Below are 20,800 nucleotides of genomic sequence, written 5' to 3'. Positions count from 1 at the left end.
GCCTCGCGGGATGATACGGGGCTTGTCCCGGGGATGCGTCCGGCCTATGCTGGCCGCCGGTCGGCAGTTCACCCAGGCGTCGCCGCCTCCGTATGGAGAGCGCTAAACCTGCCGCGCGGTTCCCCGCACTTTTGACGATCCGACACACTTTCCCAGTGCCGCATCGGAATACGGCGACCCCCGATAACCTCCTGCGCGAGGTCTTGGCACGCAACGAGGATTGCACTGTGTCCAGGCAACGCTTGCCCTATCACGCCCCCGACATCTCCGCCCTGGCGAAATCGCTGGCGCGCCAGCTCGACGAGTCGCCCGAGCGCCCCGGTCATGTCGAACTGCTCAACCTGCTGGCCCGCGCGGTGGGCTTCCGCAACTACCAGGCGCTGCACGCCAGTCATCAGGCCGAGGCGAGATTGGCTCGCGAAAGCGAGCCCGAGGCCGTGGTGGATTTTCGCCGCATCGAGCAATGGCGGCGCTATTTCGACGTCGCCGGCTGCTTGCACCGTTGGCCGAAGAAGCACAGCCACCGCGAAGCCTGCCTCTGGGTACTGTGGTCGCGACTGCCGGCGCGCCAGCGCTGGAGCGAGCGCGAGCTCAACGAACGCTTGCGGGCTCAGGAAAGCCTGGGCGACCACCTGCTGCTGCGACGGGCGCTGGTGGATGGCGGCTGGCTTGCGCGCACCGAGGATGGTGGCGAGTACCGGCGTATCGAGCGGCGCCCACCCGCAGAGCTTGGGGCCTTGCTGTCTTGTCTGCCGAACTGCGCCTGACTCGTCGGTGCTGAACGAAAAAGCCCGCCAATAGGCGGGCTTTTTCACGCAGGCATCCGTCAGTCGTCGTGATGCTTGTGTTTGTGCTTGTAGTGGCCTTTGCCCTTGTGATGACTCTTGTTGCTGCTGTGGTGGTCATCATCGTTGTCGTCGGCCAGGTGGTTACCCAGCGCGCCGCCGGCTGCACCGCCCAGGCCCGCGCCAATGGCGCCGCCGGTGGAGCCACCGACCTTGTTGCCGATGACCGAGCCGCCGGCTGCGCCCAGGCCGCCACCGATGGCTGCCTCGGTCTTGTTGCCATTCTTCGCGCCCATCGCGCCGCCAGCCGCACCGCCTACGCCGGCACCGATGGCCGCACCGGTGGAACCGCCCAGGGCGCCACCGACCACGTTGCCCAGTGCACCGCCGATGCCGCCGCCGATGGCGGTCTTGGTATCGTCGGCCACGGCGTGGCTGGCCAGGAGGGCCAGTGCCAGAACAGAAAGAGTCTTACGCATGTTGCGAACCTGAATGTAGGAAGTATCTAGAGAATTGTCCCGCACACAAAACAGCCGGGCAATCAGGCCCGGCTGTCAGTCGTCGTTTCCGTGGACTGATCGCGGTTAGCTATGCCGCGGATCAATCCCAGTGGCGACGGTGGTGCTTGTTCTTGTACCAGCCACGGTGGCGGCCGTTGTCGTGCCAGTGGCGGTCGTAGCGACGATCGTCATAGCGCGCATGGCGGTAACCGCGGCGGCCATCGTAATCGTCATCGTCGTCACGGTTGCTATCGGCATAGTGGTTGCCCAGTGCGCCGCCCGCGCCGCCGCCCAGGGCTGCGCCGATCAGGCCACCGGTGGTGCCGCCCATCTTGTTGCCGAGGACCTGGCCGCCGGCTGCGCCCAGGCCGCCGCCGATCGCGGCTTCCGTCTTGTTGCCGCGGCGTGCGCCCATGGCGCCGCCAGCCGCACCGCCGAGGCCACCACCGATGGCGGCGCCGGTGCTGCCGCCGACCGCCTGGCCGACTGCAGTGCCCAATACCCCGCCCAGGGCGCCACCGACGCCGGCACGGGTGTCGCCGTCCGCGAAGGCGGTGCCACCCACCAGCGCAAGGGACAACAGGAGCATCGAGGAGTACTTCATAGAGAGGATCTCTCTGTGTGGATGTTGGAGGCGATCCTCGGTTCGTGCGAAGGCTCTGACAAGGGGGTTCCGACGAGTAACACGACTTTCATCAAATATTGCAAGTATTTGATTTATGGTCAGAACTTTTTCGATTTTGGGCGGTCTGAGTGTTATTCCAGGGTTCCATTTTTCACGTGAATTTCTCACAAAATGCCATTGAAATGATGGCTTTTCACGAAAAGTGCCCTGGCCCTTCCGAGTTTACCTTTCATCCTCTTCTGACATGACGCAAATCAAGCGGGATTTTCCGTAGGACGGTCGTTGCCTGCAGGCGCAGAGTTCTCCTGCAGGAGCGGGCCATGCCCGCGATCGCGCCCATGGGGCGCTCCTACAAGGAGCATCAATGCCTCAGGTCAGACGATCCGCAGACTCGGCCGCGCCTTCTCGAAGCGGATAGCAACGAACTTCGAGGTTGGCGTGTGGCTGCCCACGCCGTGGCTGTCCAGCGGCACCAGCGGGTTGGTCTCCGGGTAGTAGGCGGCGGCCTGGCCAGCCGGAATGTCGTAGGCCAGCAGGGTGAACCCGCTGACACGACGGTCCACGCCATCGGACCAGAGCGACACCATGTCCACCTTCTCGCCGGGCTCGAAGCCCAGGCGGCGGATGTCGGCCTCGTTGGCGAACACCACTTCACGATGGCCGCGCACGCCCCGGTAGCGGTCATCCAGGCCATAGATGGTGGTGTTGTACTGGTCGTGGGAGCGCAGCGTCTGCAGGATCAGGTGCGGCTCCTGGCCGGTCTCGCGGATCTTCGCGTGGACCAGGTCCGCCGGCAGCGGATGGTGGTGGAAGTTGGCCTTGCCGCTGGCCGTGTTCCAGCGCCGCGAACCGGCGGAGTTGCCCAGGTGGAAACCGCCCGGATTGGCCACGCGACGGTTGAAGTCGGTGAAGCCGGGAATGGTGTCGGCGATCAGGTCGCGGATGCGGTCGTAGTTGGCGATCATCGCGTCCCAGTCCACCGGGTGGTTGCCCAGGGTGGCCTTGGCGATGCCGGCAATGATGGCGGGCTCGGAGCGCATCTGCTTCGACGACGGCTCCAGCTGGCCGAAGGACGCGTGGATCATGCTGAAGGAGTCTTCCACGGTCACCGCCTGCGGGCCTTCGGCCTGGCGGTCGATGTCGGTGCGGCCCAGGCACGGCAGGATCAGCGCGTCGCCGCCTACGGTAAGGTGGCTGCGGTTGAGCTTGGTGCTGATCTGCACGGTCAGCGCGCAGCTTTGCAGGGCACTGTGGGTTCGCGGACTGTCCGGGGTCGCTTGGGCAAAGTTGCCGCCCAGGCCGATGAACACCCGGGACTTGCCATCGAGCATGGCGTTGATTGCCTCGACGGTGTTGTGCCCGTTCTCGCGCGGCACCTTGAACTGGAAGCGGCGCTCGATGGCATCCAGCAGCGCGACCGGGGGGCGGTCGTTGATGCCCATGGTGCGGTCGCCCTGCACGTTGCTGTGGCCGCGCACCGGGCACAGGCCGGCGCCGGGGCGGCCGACGTTGCCGCGCAGCAGTTGCAGGCTGACCAGTTCCTGGATGGTCGGCACCGAGTGATGGTGCTGGGTGATGCCCATGGCCCAGCAGACGATCACCCGTTCGGCGCGGCGGTACATGAGCGCGGCCTGCTCGATCTCCTCAAGGCTGAGGCCCGACTGCTGGACGATGTGGTCCCAGCGGGTGTCGTCCACGGCGGACAGGTAAGCGTTGACGCCCTGGGTGTGCTCGGCGATGAAGGCATGATCGAACACCGCCGGCTCGCCCTTGGCCTGGGCTTCGCGTTCCCATTGCAGGAGGAACTTGGCCATGCCGCGTATGGCGGCCATGTCACCGCCCAGTGCGGGACGGAAGAATGCGGTGTTGAGCGGCTCGGAGCCGTTGGTGAGCATTTCCAGTGCGTGCTGCGGGTGCTGGAAACGCTCCAGACCACGCTCCTTCAGCGGGTTGAAGGCAACCACCTGGGCGCCGCGCTTCACCGCCTCGCGCAGTGGTTCAAGCATGCGCGGATGGTTGGTGCCGGGGTTCTGGCCGAAGACGAAGATGGCGTCGGCATGCTCGAAGTCGTCGAAGGTCACGCTGCCCTTGCCGACCCCGACGCTCTGGCCCAGGGCGACGCCGCTGGCTTCGTGGCACATGTTCGAGCAGTCGGGGAAGTTGTTGGTGCCAAAGGCGCGGACAAACAGCTGGTAGAGAAACGCCGCTTCGTTGCTGGCCCGGCCCGAGGTATAGAACTCGGCCTGGTGCGGATTTTCCAGGGCGTTAAGGTGCCGGGCGATCAGGGCGAAGGCATCGTCCCAGGTGACCGGCTGGTAGCGGTCAGTGGCCGGGTCGTAGCGCATCGGCTCGGTCAGGCGGCCCTGGTACTCGAGCCAGTAGTCGCTCTGCTCGCGCAGCGAGCTGACGCTGTGACGGGCGAAGAAGGCAGGGTCGACGCGACGCTTGGTGGCTTCCCAATTCACTGCCTTGGCGCCGTTCTCGCAGAACTTCACCCGGCCGTCTTCCGGAGAATCGCCCCAGGCGCAACCGGGGCAGTCGAAGCCGCCGTTCTGGTTGGTCTTGAGCAGGGCGCGCAGGTTCTTGAACGGCTGTTTGCTGTCCAGCCAGAAGCGCGTGACGCTGATCAGCGCGCCCCAACCGGCGGCTGCGCCCTTGTAGGGTTGGTAGCGGGGATTCTCTTGCTGCAGGCTCATGGGGTCTCTTTATCTTCGAATGCGGGCGTTCAGGCGGCTGGCGGGGCCGGGCTGTAGATGCGCGGCGCGCTGCGGTGCGGCAGGTGGATCAGGTTCAGGTTGTGCTCGCGGGCCCACTGCACGGTGAGTGCGGTCGGTGCGGAGAGGCTGACCAGGGTTGGCAGCCCGGCGCGTACGGCCTTGTGGATCAGTTCCAGGCTGCAGCGGCTGGTGACCACGGCGAAACCGCCGGCCAGGTCCAGGCGCTGGCGCTTGAGCGCGCCGATCAGCTTGTCGAGGGCGTTATGGCGGCCGATATCCTCGCGGCACAGGCGAATCTCGCCAGCGCCATCGACGAACAGGGCGGCGTGCAGGGCGCCGCTGCGGCGGCCGATCTCCTGGACGGCGTTGACCCGTTCACGCAGGTGTTCGAGGTGCGCGGCGGGCGGCAACTGCGCTGACGGCAGCATCGGCAGGTCGGGCAGCGCCTGATCCAGCGCCTCGACGCCGCACAGGCCGCAGCCGGTACTGCCGGCCAGTTGCCGGCGCTGGTCCTTGAGCGCCCAGAAGGCACGATTGCTGACCTGCACCTCGGCGGCGATGGCGTCGCCGTGGACTGTCAGGCGAACGTCATAGATATCGTCGATGGACTCGATGAGGCCGGCGCCGAGGCTGAAACCGTGGACGAAGTCTTCCAGGTCGCCGGGCGAAACCATCATCACCGCCTGGCTGAGCCCGTTGTAGGCAATGGCCAGGGCGATCTCGTCGGCCAGCGCGGCACGACCGGTGTCGCCGTCGGGGGTGAGTTCGGCGTAGGCATAACCGTCTGAGCACGCGACGGTTTCCCGGACCTCGGCGGAGGCCGGGCGGGGGATCTGGCAAGGCATGGGCTGAGCCCTGTGGTTCTAGTAATGCAATCAGCCTATGCCGATGCCGGGGCAGCGTCTAATGGCTGCTGTCGATGTTGTGATAGATGCGGTTTATCGGCCGACAGGATCGCTGCCCAGCAGAGCCGTCGCTTCGCGGAAGCAGGCCTCGGCCAGCGCCGAGCGCGGTTCGCTGCGGCGCAGGATCAGGCCCAGCGGCGACAGCGTGCGTGCGTCCTCTATCGGGGTGAGGACGAAGTGCTCGCCCTGGGTGTCCAGCCCGCTGCCCAGGGGCATGATCGCGCAGCACAGGCCGCGCTCCACGGCCTGCACCAGTTGGTGCACGGCATCGGTCTCCAGGCGCGCCTGGGGTGTCAGGCCTCGACTGCGGAAGCCATGGTCGATGGACTGGCGAAAGTGCATGCCGGCCGAAAGCAGGCCCAGCGGCAGCTCCGCCAAGGCGTCCCAGCTCAGGGTCGGACGGTCGATCTGGAAATGGCGGCGGTCGTGCAGCAGGCCCATGCGCGTGGCGGCCAGTTCGAGGCTTTCGAAGTGCTCACGGTCGAGGCGGTCAAGGTACGACAGGCCAAGGTCCAGCTGGTTGCGGCCAAGACCTTCGAGGATTTTCTCCGAGCTCAGGGCGAACAACTGGAAGCGCAGTTCCGGGTGGCGCTGGGCAAACAGCTCGATCAGTTGCATGGGGTCGAACCCCGCCAGCGGCACCAGGCCCAGGCGCAGGGTGCCGACCAGTTGCCCCCGGCAGGCGGCCGCTTCGGCGTAGAGTCCGTCATGGGCCGCCAGCAGGCTGCGCGCCCAGGCCAGCACACGCTCGCCGGCTTCGGTAAAACCTTCGAAGCGCTGCCCTCGGCGCACCAGTTCCAGGCCCAGTTCTTCCTCCAGACTGCGCAGGCGCATGGACAGGGTTGGCTGGGTGACATGGCAGCGCGCCGCCGCCTGACCGAAGTGCCGCGTCTCGTCCAAAGCGCAGAGGAATTTCAGCTGCTTGATATCCATCGGCGGGAAGGCTCCGGGGCGTTCTGTCGGGTCGTGGCGGGATTAGGACTTTTCCGTCAGGCGATGCGGAAGTCGCCGTCTAGACTCCAGGGGCGCGCGGTCTGCCCAATGCCGGCCGCCTGTCACTGTAACCGTAGGGAGGTTGGAAATGGGCATTTTTGCGTTTGTGAAGGAAGCCGGCGAGAAACTGTGGGAAAGCATTGTGGGCCAGGAGGCGCAGGCCGCCGAATCGCTCAAGGACCACATCGCCAAGGTGGGCCTGGGTAACCCGAACATCCAGGTCAGCGTCGAGGGCGACAAGGTGATTGCCACCGGTGAAGTGGCCAGCCAGGAGGAGAAGGAGAAAATCCTGCTCGCGTTGGGCAACGTCGCCGGCGTATCGGGTGTCGAAGATCACATCACCGTTGCCACGCCAGCTGCGGAGGCGCGTTTCGTCACGGTGAAGAAAGGCGACACGCTCAGCGCCATCGCCAAGGCGGAGTACGGCAACGCCAATCTCTACAACAAGATTTTCGAGGCGAACAAGCCGATGCTCAGCCATCCGGACAAGATCTATCCCGGCCAGGTGCTGCGGATTCCGGAATGAAGTCCACGAGCCCGGCCCAGCGCCGGGCTCTTTCTTTCTAGAGCCCCTCGATCAATGCCCGATAGTCTTCCTGGGCGGCGAATTCCTCGGTGTCCTTCGGCCCCTGACGGCTGTCCGGCTGGCGCACGGCCAGCAGCTGAGCGACGCCAAAGGTCCGGGCGGCACGCAGGATCGGCAGGCTGTCGTCGATGAACAGGCTGCGCGCCGGGTCGAAGCCGACGTCGGAGTGCAGCGCCTGCCAGAACTGCTGGTCTTCCTTGGGGAAGCCGTAGTCATGGGAGCTGATCAGCCGGTCGAACCAGGGCGACAGCTCCACCCGCTGCATCTTCAGCGACAGCGAATCGCGGTGGGCGTTGGTGATCAGCACCGTGCGCTTGCCGTGTCGGCGCAGTTCCGCGAGGAACAGGTCGGCGTCCGGACGCAGGGCGATGAGGTCGGCGACCTCGCGCTTGAGGTCCATGATCGACAGCTTCAGCTCGCGACTCCAGAAGTCCAGGCAATACCAGTTGAGCTGGCCGGCGTTGTCGCGGAACAACGGCAGTAGCTCGGCGTCGGCCTGGGTGCGGCTGATGCCATGGTGCTCGGCGTAGCGTTGGGGCAGGTGTTCGAGCCAGAAGTGGTTGTCGAAATGCAGATCGAGCAGGGTGCCGTCCATGTCGAGCAGGACGGTATCGATCTGGTTCCAGGGCAGGCGTGGCATGCTGGGCTTTCGCAAAAGGGTGTCGCAATTGTGCCGCCGGTGGACGGAATCGGCGCGATATCTGACACGGAGAATCGGAAAAGGCGGGTTATCATAGCCGACCCGGCCACCCCCAGGAGTTGCCCCATGCGTCAGAAACCCGCGGTCCTCGCCCGAGAGATCGTTGCCAGAAGTCGGCTCTTCGCCGTCGAGGAGCTGCAGCTGCAGTTCTCCAATGGCGTCGAGCGTACCTACGAACGCCTGGTGGGCAAGGGGCAGGGTTACGGCGCGGTAATGGTTATCGCCATGCTCGATGCCGAACATGCCGTGCTGGTCGAGGAATATTGCGCCGGGGTCGACGAGTACCAGCTGTCGCTGCCCAAGGGCCTGGTGGAGCCGGGCGAGGACATCCTCGACGCCGCCAACCGCGAGCTGAAGGAAGAGGCCGGCTATGGCGCCCGCCAGCTCGAGTACATCACCGAGCTGTCGCTGTCTCCCGGCTACATGAGCCAGCGCATCCAGGTGGTGCTGGCACGCGACCTCTACGAAGAGTCGCTGCCCGGTGACGAACCCGAGCCGATGGGCGTGGACAAGATCAACCTGCGCGAGCTCTCCAGCCTTGCGCAGAATGCCCAGTTCAGTGAAGGACGGGCCCTGGCCGCGCTCTACCTGGTGCGCGACCTGCTGACTCAACGAGGGGAATTCCAGCCGTGATGAATGCTTTCCTGCCCGCCGTGATCGACCTGGTGCACAAGGCGGGCGATGTGATCCTGCCGTTCTGGCAGGGCGACCTGGATGTCCAGAGCAAGGCCGACGAATCGCCGGTGACCGCCGCCGACCTGGCAGCGCACCGCCTGCTGGCCGACGGCCTGCGCGCGCTGGCGCCGGATGTGCCGGTGCTGTCCGAGGAGGATTGCGACATTCCGCTGGAGCAGCGCGCCCAGTGGACCCGCTGGTGGCTGGTAGACCCGTTGGACGGCACCAAGGAGTTCATCTCCGGCAGTGACGAATTTACTGTCAACGTCGCGCTTATCGAGCATGGTCGCGTGGTCTTCGGTGTGGTCGGCATCCCCGCCAGTGGCCGCTGCTACTACGGCGGCACCGGTCTGGGCGCCTGGCGCGAGGAGCGTGATGGCGAGCCCGAAGCCATTGAAGTGCGCACCAGCCCGGAAGACGTCTTCACCGTGGTGGCCAGCAAGCGCCACTCCAGCCCGCAGCAGGAAAGCCTGCTGGCCGGCCTGGCGCAGCGCTTCGGTGACCTGAACCTGGCCAGCATCGGCAGTTCGCTGAAGTTCTGCCTGCTGGCCGAAGGCTCGGCGGATTGCTACCCGCGCCTGGCGCCGACCAGTCAGTGGGACACCGCAGCGGCCCAGGGTGTGCTGGAAGGCGCAGGCGGCGAAGTACTGGACGTACGCGGCGAGCCCTTCACCTATGACGCGCGGGAGAGCCTCCTCAACGAGTCCTTCCTGGCGCTGCCCAAGGCGGCGCCTTGGCGCGCAGACCTGATCCAGCTGGCTCGCGCGCTGGACTGATCTCACAGATTGTAGGAGCGAGCTGGCTCGCGAACCCGCTTGACTTCGGGGTTGCCGGTGGTCGCGTTCGCGAGCAAGCTCGCTCCTACAGAAAAGCTCCCATGCAGTCGTGATCCATGCCCGAATTACCTGAAGTCGAAACCACCCGCCGAGGCATTGCGCCTCACCTCGAGGGCCAGCGCGTCAGCCGAGTGATCGTGCGCGAGCGCCGGTTGCGCTGGCCGATCCCCGAGGACCTGGACGTTCGCCTGTCCGGGCAACGCATCGTGCAGGTGGAGCGGCGCGCCAAGTACCTGCTGCTCAATGCCGAGGTGGGGACGCTGATCAGCCACCTGGGCATGTCCGGCAGCTTGCGACTGGTGGAATGCGGCACGCCGGCGGCGCGCCACGAGCATGTGGATATCGAGCTTGAATCGGGCATGGCGCTGCGCTACACCGACCCGCGCCGCTTCGGCGCGCTGCTCTGGAGCCTGACGCCGCTGGAACACGAGCTGCTGCGTCATCTCGGCCCGGAGCCGCTGACCGATGCTTTCGAAGGTGAGCGCCTGTTCCAGCTGTCGCGCAACCGCAGCATGGCGGTGAAGCCCTTCATCATGGACAACGCCGTGGTAGTCGGCGTGGGCAACATCTACGCCACCGAGGCGCTGTTCGCTGCGGGCATCGACCCGCGCCGCGAGGCCGGAACCATCTCGCGGGCGCGTTATGTGAAGCTTGCCCAGGAGATCAAGCGCATCCTTGCCATTGCCATCGAACGCGGCGGCACCACGCTGCGCGATTTCGTCGGTGGCGACGGCCAACCCGGTTACTTCCAGCAGGAACTCTTCGCCTACGGGCGCGGCGGCGAGCCGTGCAAGGTCTGTGGTTCGACCCTGCGCGAAGTGCGCCTCGGCCAGCGCGCCAGTGTCTACTGTTCGCGCTGCCAACGCTGAGACCCTGGGCGGCCGTTAAGCTGCCGCCCTGATCTGCCCGATCCACCCCTCTGCCATAACAACAAGGGCCCCCGAAGAGGGGCCTTCAGGTGATCCATGTCCGGCAATTATCTGCCCCGCAATCCCTTCGCCGAGGCTCTCGGCCATACCATGCTGCGTGCGTCCGGCTGGCGCATCGACGGCACACTGCCTGCGCTCGACAAGTTCGTGGTGATTGGCGCACACCATACGTCCAACTGGGACTTCATCCTGTTTCTCGCGGTCAAGTTCGTGTTGCGTCTGAATGCCCGCTGGTTCGGCAAGCACACCATTTTTCGCGCGCCCTTCGGCGGCCTGATGCGCCGCTGGGGTGGCATTCCGATCCAGCGCCATCTCAAGCTCAACACCGTGGATCAGGCGATCCAGGCCTTCCGCGACAACCACGAGATGATGCTGATCCTCTCCCCGGAGGGCACGCGCAAGAAGGTCGAGCGCTGGAAAATGGGCTTCTACCACATCGCCCGTGGCGCGGGCGTACCCATCGTGCTCGCGGCGCTGGATTACCCCGGACGGCGCATCGTCATTGGCGAGCCGTTCTGGCCAACCGGCGACGAGTCGGCCGACTTGCGTCGCATGCTGGCTTTCTATCGACCTTTCGTGCCGAAAAAGCCCGAATACGCATTCTTCGGCGATTGAAGGCTGTCACGCGACAAGTCATGGAGCGCTGTTATAGTTATGGCAGTCTGCCTGCCCAACTACACAAAAAAGGACTTCCCTCCATGAACGTGTTCCGCACCGCCGCCACTGCAATGGCCCTGGTCTGTGCATTCTCGGTGTTGCCGGCCGTTGCTCAGGAAGAAGTGAGCAACGTCAGCGGCGATCCGACCTATGTCGTCTCGGCCCCGCCGTTCTACTCGATGATGGGCGACCTGCTGATCGCTCGCCCATTGTTGATCGCTGCCACTGTGGTGGGTACCGCTGCCTTCGTGGTGACCCTGCCGTTCAGCGCGGCTGGTGGCAACGTCAAGGAAGCGGGACAGGCGCTGGTCGTCGATCCGGGCAAGGCTGCCTTTGTGCGCTGCCTGGGCTGCACTACCAGCGGCTACAAGAAGGACTGATCCGTCGTCCTGTTCCGGGGCGGCGCGGCCGCCTCGCCAGCCCGGCTTGCCGGGCAAGTCCCGTAGGTAGCCCATGAACCTGAGCGGCCTGAAGAAGCACTTGCGCCCGCTGCTTCTGCTGCTGGTCGCGGTCATCCTGGGCTACACCTTCTGGTCCAGCGCCGGTCTGCTGCAGTTGGGGGCGGGCCTGGCGCTGTTCCTGTTCGGCATGCAGTGCCTGGAAGAAGGCCTGCGCGACCTGGCCGGCAGCCAGCTCGAGCGCTGGCTGGAGAAGAGTACCGCGACTCGCGGCAAGAGCCTGCTGTTCGGTCTCTTCGGCACCTTCCTGCTGCAATCCTCGACCCTGGTTTCCCTGCTCACCATCGCCTTCATCAGCACCGGGCTGATCCAGTTGGCCGGTGGCATCGCGATCCTCTTCGGCGCCAACCTCGGCGCCACCAGCGGCATCTGGCTGCTGGCGCTGGCCGGGCAGAACCTCAGCCTGAGTCCGCTGGCGCTGCCATTGCTGGTGTTCGGCATCCTGCTGGGTTTCAACGGCGCCAAGAGCAAGGCCGCCGGGCGCATTCTGCTGGGCATCGCCTTCATCTTCCTGGGCATTGACCAGATCAAGGAAGGTTTCGGCAGCTTCGGCGATGCCATGGACATGAGCGAGCTGCGCTCGGAAGGCCTGCTCGGCGCGCTGCTGTTCGTGACGTTCGGCCTGCTGGTCACGGTGGTCCTGCAGTCGAGCCACGCCACGCTGATGCTGACCCTCGCCGCGCTGGCGGGCGGGCAGCTGGAGCTGGGCCAGAGCCTGGCCATTGCCATCGGTTCCAACGTGGGCAGCAGTGTGACCACGGCCTTCGTCGGTTCCCTGGGCGGTAATCGCAGCGGGCAACGCCTGGCGCTGGCGCACGTGCTGTTCAACGTGGTCACCGGGGTGCTGGCCTTCCTGCTGTTGTCGCCACTGACCTGGCTGGTGCACTGGTTGGTCACGCCGCTGGGGCTGGCGGACAACCCGATGATCCAGCTGGCGCTGTTCCACACCCTGTTCAATGGCATGGGCGTTGCGCTGTTCTGGCCGATCCAGGGTGCGCTGGCCAATGCGCTGGTGCGCTGGCTGCCGGAAGTCGAAGAGCCCGCGGTGCTGATCACCGACATGGCGCCCGCCATGCCGACCATCGAGCGTACCCACGCACGTTACCTCAACGAGCGCGCGCTGGATTCGGCCGATGCCGCTGCCAGCGCGGTACTCCAGGAGCTGCGTCACCTGGGGCGGTTGAGCATCGAGGTGATCTGCCATGCCCTCTATCTGCCGGTGGACATGCTCACCCAGCCCCGTGTGGACGAAGCCGAACTGCGTGCCGCTCCAGACCGCCATGCGCTGAGCGCGGAGGTGCTCTACCAGCGCCACATCAAGGGCGTCTATGGCGATCTGCTGAGTTTCATGGGGCGCCTGGAGGTGCCACTGGATGAGGAACACCAGCGCTTCTGGTTGTCCTGCCAGGTGGTGGCGCTGCAACTGGTGGATGCGGTGAAGGATGCCAAGCACCTGCAGAAGAACCTCGGCCAGGCCCTGCAAGGCGATCCCTCTGCGCTGCGTGACACCTATGTCGAGCTGCGCCATCACCTGATCGCCATGTTGCGGGAAGTGCGCGCAGTGGGCTCGCTGATCGGCGGTGAACTGCCGGAGGAGGCCCTGCAGGCACGTCTGCAACTGCTTGATGAAAGCGCCGCCGAGTTCGACGGTGCTTTCCGTCAGCGGCTGTTCGCCGCCGTGCGCCGCCACGAGCTGGACGGTCTGCAGATGAGTTCGCTGATGAACGACCTGGGTTATGTCAGCCGCATCATCCAGAGCCTGCGCAATGTCCTGCAGCTGGGCACCGAGCACGGCTTGTTCGAGCCCGGCGAGGATGAGACGCCTGGCCTCATCCTTCCCTGATCAGCGCAGCGGCGCTGCCAGCTCGGTCGCCAGGCCGATACCGCGCGGGTCGCTGGCGGATTGCACTTCGCCGGACTTCTTGTTCCACAGCAGCACCTGCTGGTTGCCATAGGCGCGCCCCACGTCCTTGAGCGTGTAGCCACGGCGCTGCAGGTCAGCCATTTCGGCAGCGGTGAAGGCGCGTGGCTCGTGCTCGATCACATCGGGCAGGAACTGGTGGTGGTAGCGCGGCGAGGACACCCAGCGCTGCACCGGCTTGCCGTCCAGGTAATCCAGCATCGCCAGCAGCACCATGCTGGGAATCCGGCTGCCGCCGGGGGTGCCGAAGGCGGCCAGTTCCGTGGGGCTTTCGATGAAGCTCGGGCTCATGCTCGACAGCGGACGCTTGCCGGCGGCCACGGCGTTGGCCTGGCTGCCGGCCAACTGGTAGGCGTTGGCGCCGCTGACGTCGGTGGCGAAGTCGTCCATCTCGTCGTTGAGCAGCACGCCGGTGCCGGGCACGGTGAAGGCCGCGCCGAAGGGCAGGTTGACCGAGAGGGTGGCAGCCACGGCGTTGCCATCGGCGTCCATCACCACGAAGTGGGTGGTGTGGTCACCTTCGCGCCAGGCTGGTGCCGGCGGCAGGCTGGAGCTGGGCGTGGCGCGCTGCGGGTCGATACCGGCGGCCAGGCGTTTCAGGTAGTCCGGTGCGAGCAACTGGTTGACCGGATTGGCGACGCGGTCCGGGTCGCCCAGCAGGCCGCGGTCGCGGTAGGCACGGCGCAGGACTTCCACCACGTAATGCGCACGCTGCACCGGCTCGGCCTTCTGCCACGGCAATTGCTGAAGCATGCCCAGGCTTTGCGCCAGGGCGACGCCGCCAGCCGAGGGTGGTGGGGCGCTGATCAGTTCACGGCCGTCGGACAGCGGGTAGCGCAGTGCCTGGCGCTCAACGGTGCGGTAGCTGGCGAGGTCCTCCAGGCTCCAGACGCCGCCGGCGGCGCGAACGCCCTCGACCAGTTTCTGTGCGGTCTCGCCTTCGTAGAAGCCGATGCGGCCGTAGCGCGCCAGTTTTTCCAGGGTGTTGGCCAGCTGCGGCTGGCGCATCAGGCTGTATTCCTCGGGCAGGTTGCCCTGGTCGAGGAAGATGCGCGCGGTCTCGCGGTCGTCACGCATGGCATCCAGACGCCAGGACGCCCGGTCGATGTAGATGCGGTCGATGGACACGCCGTCGGTGGCCAGGCGGATCGCCGGTACGAGGTTGTTTGCCAGGGTCTTGCGGCCGTAGCGGCTGGTGATGTCCGCCAGGGCGGCAGGCAGGCCGGGGATACCGGCGGCCAGCGGGCCGTTGAGCGACAGCTGCGGATCGACCTTGCCGTTGCGCTCGTACATCCGTGCGTGGGCGGCCAACGGGGCGCGCTCGCGGGCGTCGATGAAGTGGTAGGTCGGCGGACTGCCGGCCTTGCGCAGCAGGAAGAAACCGCCGCCGCCCAGTCCGGAGCCGTAAGGCTCGACCACCGCCAGCGCGGCAGCAATGGCGACGGCGGCGTCAAAGGCGTTACCGCCGTCGGCGAGGGTTTCCAGGCCGGCCACGGTAGCCGATGGGTGCGCGCTGGCGACGCTGGCCTGGGCCGGATGTTCCGCGGCATGCAGGGCGGAGCTGAGCAGCAGGAGGCTGCAGAAGCCGAGCAGGGAGGCGCGGGTGCGGGAGTTCAACAGGGACATGGCATCTCACGAACCGCCGGCGTTGCCGGCTGGAAAACCAAACGGGGCGAAGGTGGAGGATAGACAATCCACAGCGCCGCAGGTTTGTGAGATCTCAATGAAAAAGTGTCGAAACGCGCGAAGTCAGGCTTTGCCGGTGAGCTTCTTGTACTTCTCCATCAGCTCATCCTTGCTTTCGACGTGAGCTTCGTCGAGGGGGATGCAGTCGACGGGGCAGACCTGCTGGCACTGCGGTTCGTCATAGTGACCGACGCACTCGGTGCACAGGTTCGGGTCGATGACGTAGATCTCCTCGCCCTGAGAGATCGCGGCATTGGGGCACTCGGGTTCGCAGACGTCGCAGTTGATGCAATCGTCAGTGATTTTCAGGGACATCGAACAACTCCAACCATGACGGCAGCCATGGCGATCATTAGCACAATGGTGAAATTGTGCCGTATCGGCGCGCGTAGTGCACGCAGTCAGGGAGTCAGCTGACGGAAACCGCCATCCTTGGCGGCATGTGGATCAGCGCTTGAAGCGCTCGGCCAGGGCGCTGGCCACCGCGGGATGCACGAACTTGGTGATGTCGCCGCCCAGCGCCGCGATCTCGCGCACCAGGGTCGAGGAGATGAAGGAGTACTTCTCCGACGGCGTGAGGAACATGCTTTCCAGATCAGGTGCGAGCTGGCGGTTCATGTTGGCCAGCTGGAACTCGTATTCGAAGTCCGACACCGCGCGCAGGCCGCGCAGCAGGATGTTGGCGTTCTGTTCCTTGGCGAAATGGGCGAGCAGCGTCGAGAAACCGACGACTTCCACGTTGGGCAGGTGCGAGGTGACCTGGCGGGCCAGCTCTACACGCTGTTCCAGCGGGAACAGGGGATTCTTCTTGGGGCTGGCGGCGACGGCAATGATCACCTGGTCGAACAGTCGCGAGGCGCGTTCGACCAGATCGGCATGGCCTTTGGTGATGGGGTCGAAGGTACCCGGGTACAACACTCGATTCATCGCGGCGTCCTGGTCGGCTCTTGTTGGCAGGCTGGTGCAATAGCGGGCGGATGGTAACGCAGCATGTCCGTGGGGCCAAGCGACCTTGGTAGTGCTTCTGTGAACGGACTACCTGAGATAGCCGGCGAGAGACCAATGAGTCACGCGCAGGTCCCGTGCCAGAGCCTGTGCGCTGAATTTCTCGCGGGAACCCTTGTAGGAGCGAGCTTGCTCGCGAACCAGTCCCGCAGCGGAGAATGTTCGCGAGCAAGCTCGCTCCTACGAAGAACCCTCGCGCGCGGATGGTCGGGGAATCGCTTCAGGCCTTGCCCAGGCGCTTGGCCAGGGCATCAGCCAGTTGCGCAGTGAGGCCGTAGACCGAGAGCTGCGGGTTGGCGCCGATGCTGGTGGGGAACAGCGAGCCGTCGTGGATCGACAGGTTTTCCAGCTGGTGGTGACGGCCGAGGCTGTCACACACCGACTGCTTCGCGTCTTCGCCCATGGCGCAGCCGCCCATCACGTGGGCGCTGCCCAGGCGGGTACGGTAAAGCTCCAGGCTCAGGCCATCGATGAGTTCGTGTGCCTCCTTGACGCTTTTCACGTAGCCGGCGTCGGCATGCAGCGGCAGCACGGCCTTGGCGCCGGCAGCGAACTGGATGTCGGCCATGGTGTGGAAGGCGCGGCGGATGCCGTCCCAGGTGTAGTCGGTCATCTGGTAGTCGAGCACCGGGGTGTCGTCGCCGCGCAGGCTGACCGAACCCGACGCGCTGTCCGGATGGAAGCCATCGCGCATCAGCGCCAGGATCACGTTGGTGTGCGGCAGCTGCTCCATGCGCAGTGCGTTGTCCTCGCCGAAGCGGCCCAGCAGGGTGGCACTGAGCGCCGGTTGCAGCGGCGGCACCTCGAGCTTGTAGGACATGCGCCCGGTGGCGCCGTCGTCCCACTGGAAGTGGTCGGAATAGATCGACTGCGGCGCGCCGTAGAAGGGGTTGATCACTTCGTCGAAGGTGGCCGCGCTGAAGTTCACCACGTGCAGGAAGGTTCGCTGGCCGACGCGGCCGTTCGGGTCCGGCGCCTTGGAGCGCAGGAGGATCGCCGGGGTGTTGATGCCGCCGCCGGAGAGCACGTAGTGGCGGGCCTTGATGGTGATCTTGCGGCCGGTGGGAGCGACGCAGCGTTCGTCCATGGCCGAGCACTCCAGGCCGCTGACCTTGCTGCCGTCATGCAGCAGGCGGTCGGCGCGGGCCAGGAACAACAGCTCGCCACCCTTTTCCAGGGTCGCCGGGATGGTGGTCACCAGCATCGATTGCTTGGCGTTGGTCGGGCAGCCCATCCCACAGTAGCCGAGGTTCCAGCAGCCACGGACGTTGCGCGGAATGACCTTCCAGTGCAGGCCGAGTTTCTCGCAGCCGTTGCGGATCACATCGTTGTTGGCATTGGGCGGCATGATCCAGGGTGCGACGCCCAGGCGCTCTTCCATCTTGGCGAACCAGGGCGCCATCTCGGCGACGCTGTGGCCCTTCACGCCGTGTTCCTTGGCCCAGTGTTCCAGGGTCGGTTCGGGGGTGCGGAAGCTGGAGGTCCAGTTGACCAGGGTGGTGCCGCCCACGGCGCGGCCCTGGAGGATGGTGATGGCGCCATCCTTGCTCATGCGGCCGATGCCTTCCTGGTAAAGGCTTGGGTAGGCATCGGACTCCTGCATCTTGAAGTCGGTGCTGGTCTTGAGCGGGCCTTCTTCCACCAGCAGCACCTTGTAGCCGGCAGCGCTGAGGGCTTCGGCGGTGGTGCCGCCACCGGCGCCGGTGCCGACGATGACGACATCGGCCTCCAGGGTCAGGTCCTTGTCCAGGCGTGAGCCATCGTGGACTTTCCAGCCACGGGCCAGGCCCTCGGCGAACAGATCGGGTACGGGCATCGGGAATCTCTCAGGCGAATTCTTGTTGTTCTGGCGGTATCAGATTTTCGGCGGGCCGGGGTAGCCGCAGTGGCCCCAGGATTCCGGGCGGCTGTACCAGGCCATCATCACCAGTTGCAGCAGCGAGCTGTGGCCCATCTTGAGCAGGGAGATGAAGCTGTTCTGCCAGCGATTCAGGAAGTTCTGTACGTCCTGCGCGCTGGCGTTGTCCCAGCTGCCCCAGATGCCGGTGAGCGGCCCGCGGGTGATCGGCAGTGCGAGCACGTCGAACAGCTGCACGGTGAGCTTGAGCATTTCCGGGGAAAGGTGGTTGAGGCTGTTGTCCAGGCTCTGGATCGTGCCTTTCACTGCCTCGGCCATGCGTTCGGCGGGCACGGCGCCGGCCAGCATCACCGGAATGAGCGCACGCAGGAAAGGCAGGTCGGAGTCGCGCAGCACGGCAAAGCCACTGGCCGGGGTGCTGGCGGAACAGCCGCTGAGGCTGGCAGTGACGCCCGCCGTGGCGAGGAAGGCGCCGCCCAGCAGGCCGATCTTGAGCACGCCGCGCCGGGAGAGGCCCGGCGCGGTGAGGGAGGTGTCTGTCATTCTTATTGTTTCACCTGGTTAAAGGGCACCTGGGGTTGATAGGTCGCCGGTCAGCGGATGAACAGCTTGTAGACCAGCTTCTGCAGCGACTTGCCGTAGGGCGGATAGATCACTCGCGCAGCGTTGAAGCGAGGCTTGCTGAACACGCCCTTGGCCTTGGAGAAGGTCAGGAAACCTTCGTGGCCGTGGTAGTGGCCCATGCCGGACGGGCCGACGCCACCGAAGGGCATGTCGTCCTGGGCGACGTGCAGCAGGGTGTCGTTCAGGCACACGCCGCCGGAATGGGTCTGGGCCAGTACATGGTCCTGCTCGCGCTTGTCGTAGCCGAAGAAGTACAGTGCCAGCGGGCGGTCGCGCTCGTTGATATAGCTGAGCGCCTGGTCGAGGTTCTGGTAGGGGATCACCGGCAGCAGCGGGCCGAAGATCTCTTCCTGCATGATCTTCATCTCGTCGGTGGTGTTCAGTACCAGCGCTTGCGGCAGGCGGCGGCCCTGGGCCTGCGGGAACAGTGGCACGACCGTGGCGCCACGGGCCTGGGCATCGGCGAGGTAGCCGTTCAGGCGCGCGAGCTGGCGCTCGTTGATGATCGCGGTGTAGTCGGGGTTGTTCTCCAGTTTCGGGAAGAAGCCCTGGACCACCTGGCGGTAGCTCTCGACGAACTCGTCGACACGGTTCTGCGGCACCAGCACGTAGTCCGGCGCCACGCAGGTCTGCCCGGCATTGAGCGACTTGCCGAAGGCGATGCGCTCGGCGGCATCCTTCATCGGCACGCTGGAGGACACGATGGCCGGCGACTTGCCGCCCAGCTCCAGGGTGACCGGGGTGAGGTTCTCGGCAGCGGCGCGCATCACATGCTTGCCGACACTGGTGGCGCCGGTGAACAGCAGGTGGTCGAAGGGCAGCTTGGAGAAGGCCACGCCGACGTCGACCTCACCCTGCACCACGGCGACCAGGTCTTCGGGGAATACCTTGCCCAGCAGTTGCTTCAGCACGCGGGCGGATTCGGGGGTGGACTCGCTCATCTTGATCATCACCCGGTTGCCGGCGGCCAGCGCCCCGGTCAGCGGGCCGATGGCGAGGAACAGCGGGTAGTTCCACGGCACGATCACGCCGACCACGCCCAGCGGCTGGTAGATGACCTTGGCCGAAGCCGGCATGAACTGCATGCCCACGCTGCGTCGGGAGGGTTTCATCCACTTCTTCACGCGCTTGGCCGCGTAGTGCACGCCGTGCAGACTGGGCATCACTTCGGCGAGCAGGGTCTCGTCGGCGGAGCGATTGCTGAAGTCGCTGTTGATCGCATCGATGATCGCCTTCTGCTCGGTCACCAGCAGGTTGGCGAGGCTTTTCAGCCACTGGATGCGCTGGCCGGCGTCGGGCATCGGGTTGGCGCGGTACGCCTGACGCTGGCGTTCGAGAAGGGTTTCCAGCTGGCTGATCTGCTGCTGGGTCTGCTGCAGGTAGGCGATATCGGCAACCATGACGGGCTCCTGACGGAAGCGGGTGGGGAAGCTCTCCGGAGATTCACGCAAGGAACCCGGATGCTTCGCGTTTTTATGCTGTCGCTGGTTTTTTAGAGCAATTGCTCTAGAGTGTCAATCAGCATGCCGGTTCCGCGCCGCCGGGCCCAGCCAACGAAAAGTTGGGCGAACCCGACAGTTGTGTCAGGCGGTAGCAATCGGTGTACCTTTGCGTCCGCGCAATCCGCTTCGATGAGTTTTGGCAATGGCACCACGCATCAACACCCGTGACCGCATCGCCCAGGCCAGCCTTGAGCTGTTCAACGCCCAGGGCGAACGCAGCGTCACCACCAACCACATCGCCGCGCACCTGGGCATCTCGCCGGGCAACCTGTACTACCACTACCGCAACAAGCAGGTGATCATCGCCCAGCTGTTCGCCGAGTACGAAAGCCACGTCGACCAGTTCCTGCACCTGCCCGAAGGCCGCGCGCTAACGGTGGAGGACAAGACTTTCTACCTGGAGGCGCTGCTCGCCGCGATGTGGCACTACCGCTTCCTGCACCGCGATCTGGAGCACCTGCTGGATTCCGATCCGGAACTGGCCGCCGGCTACCGCTCCTTCGCCCGCCGCGCGATGGACAACGCCAAGGCGATCTACCGGGGCTTCGTCGACGCCGGCATCCTGCAGATGGACGAACCCCAGCTCGAGGCCCTGACCCTCAACGCCTGGATCATCCTCACCTCGTGGGTGCGCTACCTCTGCACCACCCGCGAAGTGGCCAGCGACCTCAGCGAGGCATTGATGCGGCGCGGCATCTACCAGGTGCTGGCGCTGGAGAGCGGGCACATCGCCGAGCCCTTCCGCGAGGCGGTGGCGGCGGTGTTCGATCGGTTGTACGTGCCGTTGGAAGGCTGAGATTTCGTCGGCAGATAACCGTGAAAGGTTATTCGCCCTGCG

The 20,800-nt window shown here is 65.5% G+C and carries 21 protein-coding genes; 9 read left to right on the top strand and 12 right to left on the bottom strand.

Annotated elements, in window-relative coordinates:
* The first annotated feature begins 227 nt into the window (after window positions 1-227).
* Window positions 228-767, top strand: coding sequence for a DUF2087 domain-containing protein (locus FAS41_RS00305; protein ID WP_246084794.1), 540 nt, complete (start codon window positions 228-230; stop codon window positions 765-767).
* A 59-nt stretch (window positions 768-826) separates the two neighbouring features.
* Here FAS41_RS00305 and FAS41_RS00300 read toward each other — a convergent pair whose 3' ends face one another.
* The 5 genes from FAS41_RS00300 to FAS41_RS00280 form a co-directional block, all read right to left on the bottom strand.
* Entirely contained in the window at window positions 827-1,264 is a 438-nt protein-coding gene (locus tag FAS41_RS00300; protein ID WP_138519739.1) for a glycine zipper domain-containing protein, read from the bottom strand.
* A 121-nt stretch (window positions 1,265-1,385) separates the two neighbouring features.
* A complete protein-coding gene (locus FAS41_RS00295; RefSeq protein ID WP_138519738.1) occupies window positions 1,386-1,889 on the bottom strand; it encodes a hypothetical protein in 504 nt (167 codons plus the stop codon).
* Between the two features lie 395 nt (window positions 1,890-2,284).
* Window positions 2,285-4,606, bottom strand: a complete 2,322-nt coding sequence (locus FAS41_RS00290; RefSeq protein ID WP_138519737.1) for an FdhF/YdeP family oxidoreductase — start codon at window positions 4,604-4,606, stop codon at window positions 2,285-2,287.
* A gap of 29 nt (window positions 4,607-4,635) precedes the next feature.
* Window positions 4,636-5,472, bottom strand: coding sequence for a formate dehydrogenase accessory sulfurtransferase FdhD (fdhD, locus tag FAS41_RS00285; protein WP_138519736.1), 837 nt, complete (start codon window positions 5,470-5,472; stop codon window positions 4,636-4,638).
* 93 nt (window positions 5,473-5,565) lie between these two features.
* The gene (locus FAS41_RS00280) at window positions 5,566-6,465 is read right to left on the bottom strand and encodes a LysR family transcriptional regulator (protein WP_138519735.1); all 900 of its coding nucleotides are present in this window, start codon (window positions 6,463-6,465) and stop codon (window positions 5,566-5,568) included.
* Window positions 6,466-6,613: 148 nt separating this feature from the next.
* Here FAS41_RS00280 and lysM point away from each other — a divergent pair, with 148 nt between their 5' ends.
* Entirely contained in the window at window positions 6,614-7,051 is a 438-nt protein-coding gene (lysM, locus tag FAS41_RS00275) for a peptidoglycan-binding protein LysM (RefSeq protein WP_037018714.1), read from the top strand.
* A gap of 37 nt (window positions 7,052-7,088) precedes the next feature.
* On the opposite strand, the gene yrfG is transcribed toward lysM, so the two are convergent.
* Window positions 7,089-7,751, bottom strand: coding sequence for a GMP/IMP nucleotidase (gene yrfG / locus FAS41_RS00270; protein ID WP_138519734.1), 663 nt, complete (start codon window positions 7,749-7,751; stop codon window positions 7,089-7,091).
* A 126-nt stretch (window positions 7,752-7,877) separates the two neighbouring features.
* Here yrfG and nudE point away from each other — a divergent pair, with 126 nt between their 5' ends.
* From nudE to FAS41_RS00240, 6 genes are all read left to right on the top strand, one after another.
* Entirely contained in the window at window positions 7,878-8,444 is a 567-nt protein-coding gene (nudE, locus tag FAS41_RS00265) for an ADP compounds hydrolase NudE (RefSeq protein WP_138519733.1), read from the top strand.
* On the top strand, window positions 8,444-9,262 hold the full coding sequence (gene cysQ, locus FAS41_RS00260; RefSeq protein ID WP_138520025.1) for a 3'(2'),5'-bisphosphate nucleotidase CysQ: 819 nt from the start codon (window positions 8,444-8,446) through the stop codon (window positions 9,260-9,262). Before nudE ends, cysQ begins: the two co-directional genes overlap by 1 nt.
* 116 nt (window positions 9,263-9,378) lie before the next feature.
* Entirely contained in the window at window positions 9,379-10,191 is an 813-nt protein-coding gene (mutM, locus tag FAS41_RS00255; RefSeq protein WP_138519732.1) for a bifunctional DNA-formamidopyrimidine glycosylase/DNA-(apurinic or apyrimidinic site) lyase, read from the top strand.
* Window positions 10,192-10,287: 96 nt separating this feature from the next.
* On the top strand, window positions 10,288-10,866 hold the full coding sequence (locus FAS41_RS00250) for a lysophospholipid acyltransferase family protein (RefSeq protein ID WP_138519731.1): 579 nt from the start codon (window positions 10,288-10,290) through the stop codon (window positions 10,864-10,866).
* Window positions 10,867-10,949: 83 nt separating this feature from the next.
* Window positions 10,950-11,288: a multidrug transporter gene (locus FAS41_RS00245; protein ID WP_138519730.1), complete on the top strand. Its 339-nt coding sequence runs from the start codon at window positions 10,950-10,952 to the stop codon at window positions 11,286-11,288.
* Window positions 11,289-11,361: 73 nt separating this feature from the next.
* Window positions 11,362-13,209, top strand: a complete 1,848-nt coding sequence (locus tag FAS41_RS00240; RefSeq protein ID WP_138519729.1) for a Na/Pi cotransporter family protein — start codon at window positions 11,362-11,364, stop codon at window positions 13,207-13,209.
* Here FAS41_RS00240 and ggt read toward each other — a convergent pair whose 3' ends face one another.
* The 6 genes from ggt to FAS41_RS00210 all read right to left on the bottom strand — a co-directional run bounded on the left by ggt (window position 13,210) and on the right by FAS41_RS00210 (window position 19,860).
* Complete coding sequence (gene ggt, locus FAS41_RS00235) at window positions 13,210-14,913, bottom strand: gamma-glutamyltransferase (protein WP_138519728.1); 1,704 nt, start codon at window positions 14,911-14,913, stop codon at window positions 13,210-13,212.
* Between the two features lie 123 nt (window positions 14,914-15,036).
* Window positions 15,037-15,288, bottom strand: a complete 252-nt coding sequence (locus tag FAS41_RS00230; protein WP_138519727.1) for a YfhL family 4Fe-4S dicluster ferredoxin — start codon at window positions 15,286-15,288, stop codon at window positions 15,037-15,039.
* A 132-nt stretch (window positions 15,289-15,420) separates the two neighbouring features.
* Window positions 15,421-15,900: a pantetheine-phosphate adenylyltransferase gene (gene coaD, locus FAS41_RS00225; protein WP_024767001.1), complete on the bottom strand. Its 480-nt coding sequence runs from the start codon at window positions 15,898-15,900 to the stop codon at window positions 15,421-15,423.
* 298 nt (window positions 15,901-16,198) lie between these two features.
* Window positions 16,199-17,794, bottom strand: a complete 1,596-nt coding sequence (locus tag FAS41_RS00220; RefSeq protein WP_138519726.1) for a GMC family oxidoreductase — start codon at window positions 17,792-17,794, stop codon at window positions 16,199-16,201.
* Window positions 17,795-17,833: 39 nt separating this feature from the next.
* Window positions 17,834-18,379 carry a twin-arginine translocation pathway signal protein gene (locus tag FAS41_RS00215; protein WP_138519725.1) on the bottom strand — a complete coding sequence of 182 codons (546 nt, stop codon included), beginning with the start codon at window positions 18,377-18,379 and terminating at the stop codon, window positions 17,834-17,836.
* Between the two features lie 50 nt (window positions 18,380-18,429).
* A complete protein-coding gene (locus tag FAS41_RS00210) occupies window positions 18,430-19,860 on the bottom strand; it encodes a coniferyl aldehyde dehydrogenase (protein WP_138519724.1) in 1,431 nt (476 codons plus the stop codon).
* Window positions 19,861-20,104: 244 nt separating this feature from the next.
* Between FAS41_RS00210 and FAS41_RS00205 the strand changes: the two genes are divergently transcribed.
* Window positions 20,105-20,758 (top strand): TetR/AcrR family transcriptional regulator, encoded by a 654-nt coding sequence (locus FAS41_RS00205; RefSeq protein ID WP_138519723.1) that lies wholly within the window; start codon window positions 20,105-20,107, stop codon window positions 20,756-20,758.
* Window positions 20,759-20,800: the final 42 nt, after the last annotated feature.

This window comes from Pseudomonas nicosulfuronedens, assembly GCF_005877905.1.
In the GTDB taxonomy this organism is placed as follows: Bacteria; Pseudomonadota; Gammaproteobacteria; order Pseudomonadales; family Pseudomonadaceae; genus Pseudomonas; species Pseudomonas nicosulfuronedens.
Note: the sequence above shows the minus strand (reverse complement) of the source record. Positions and strands in the feature narration are given on the sequence as shown.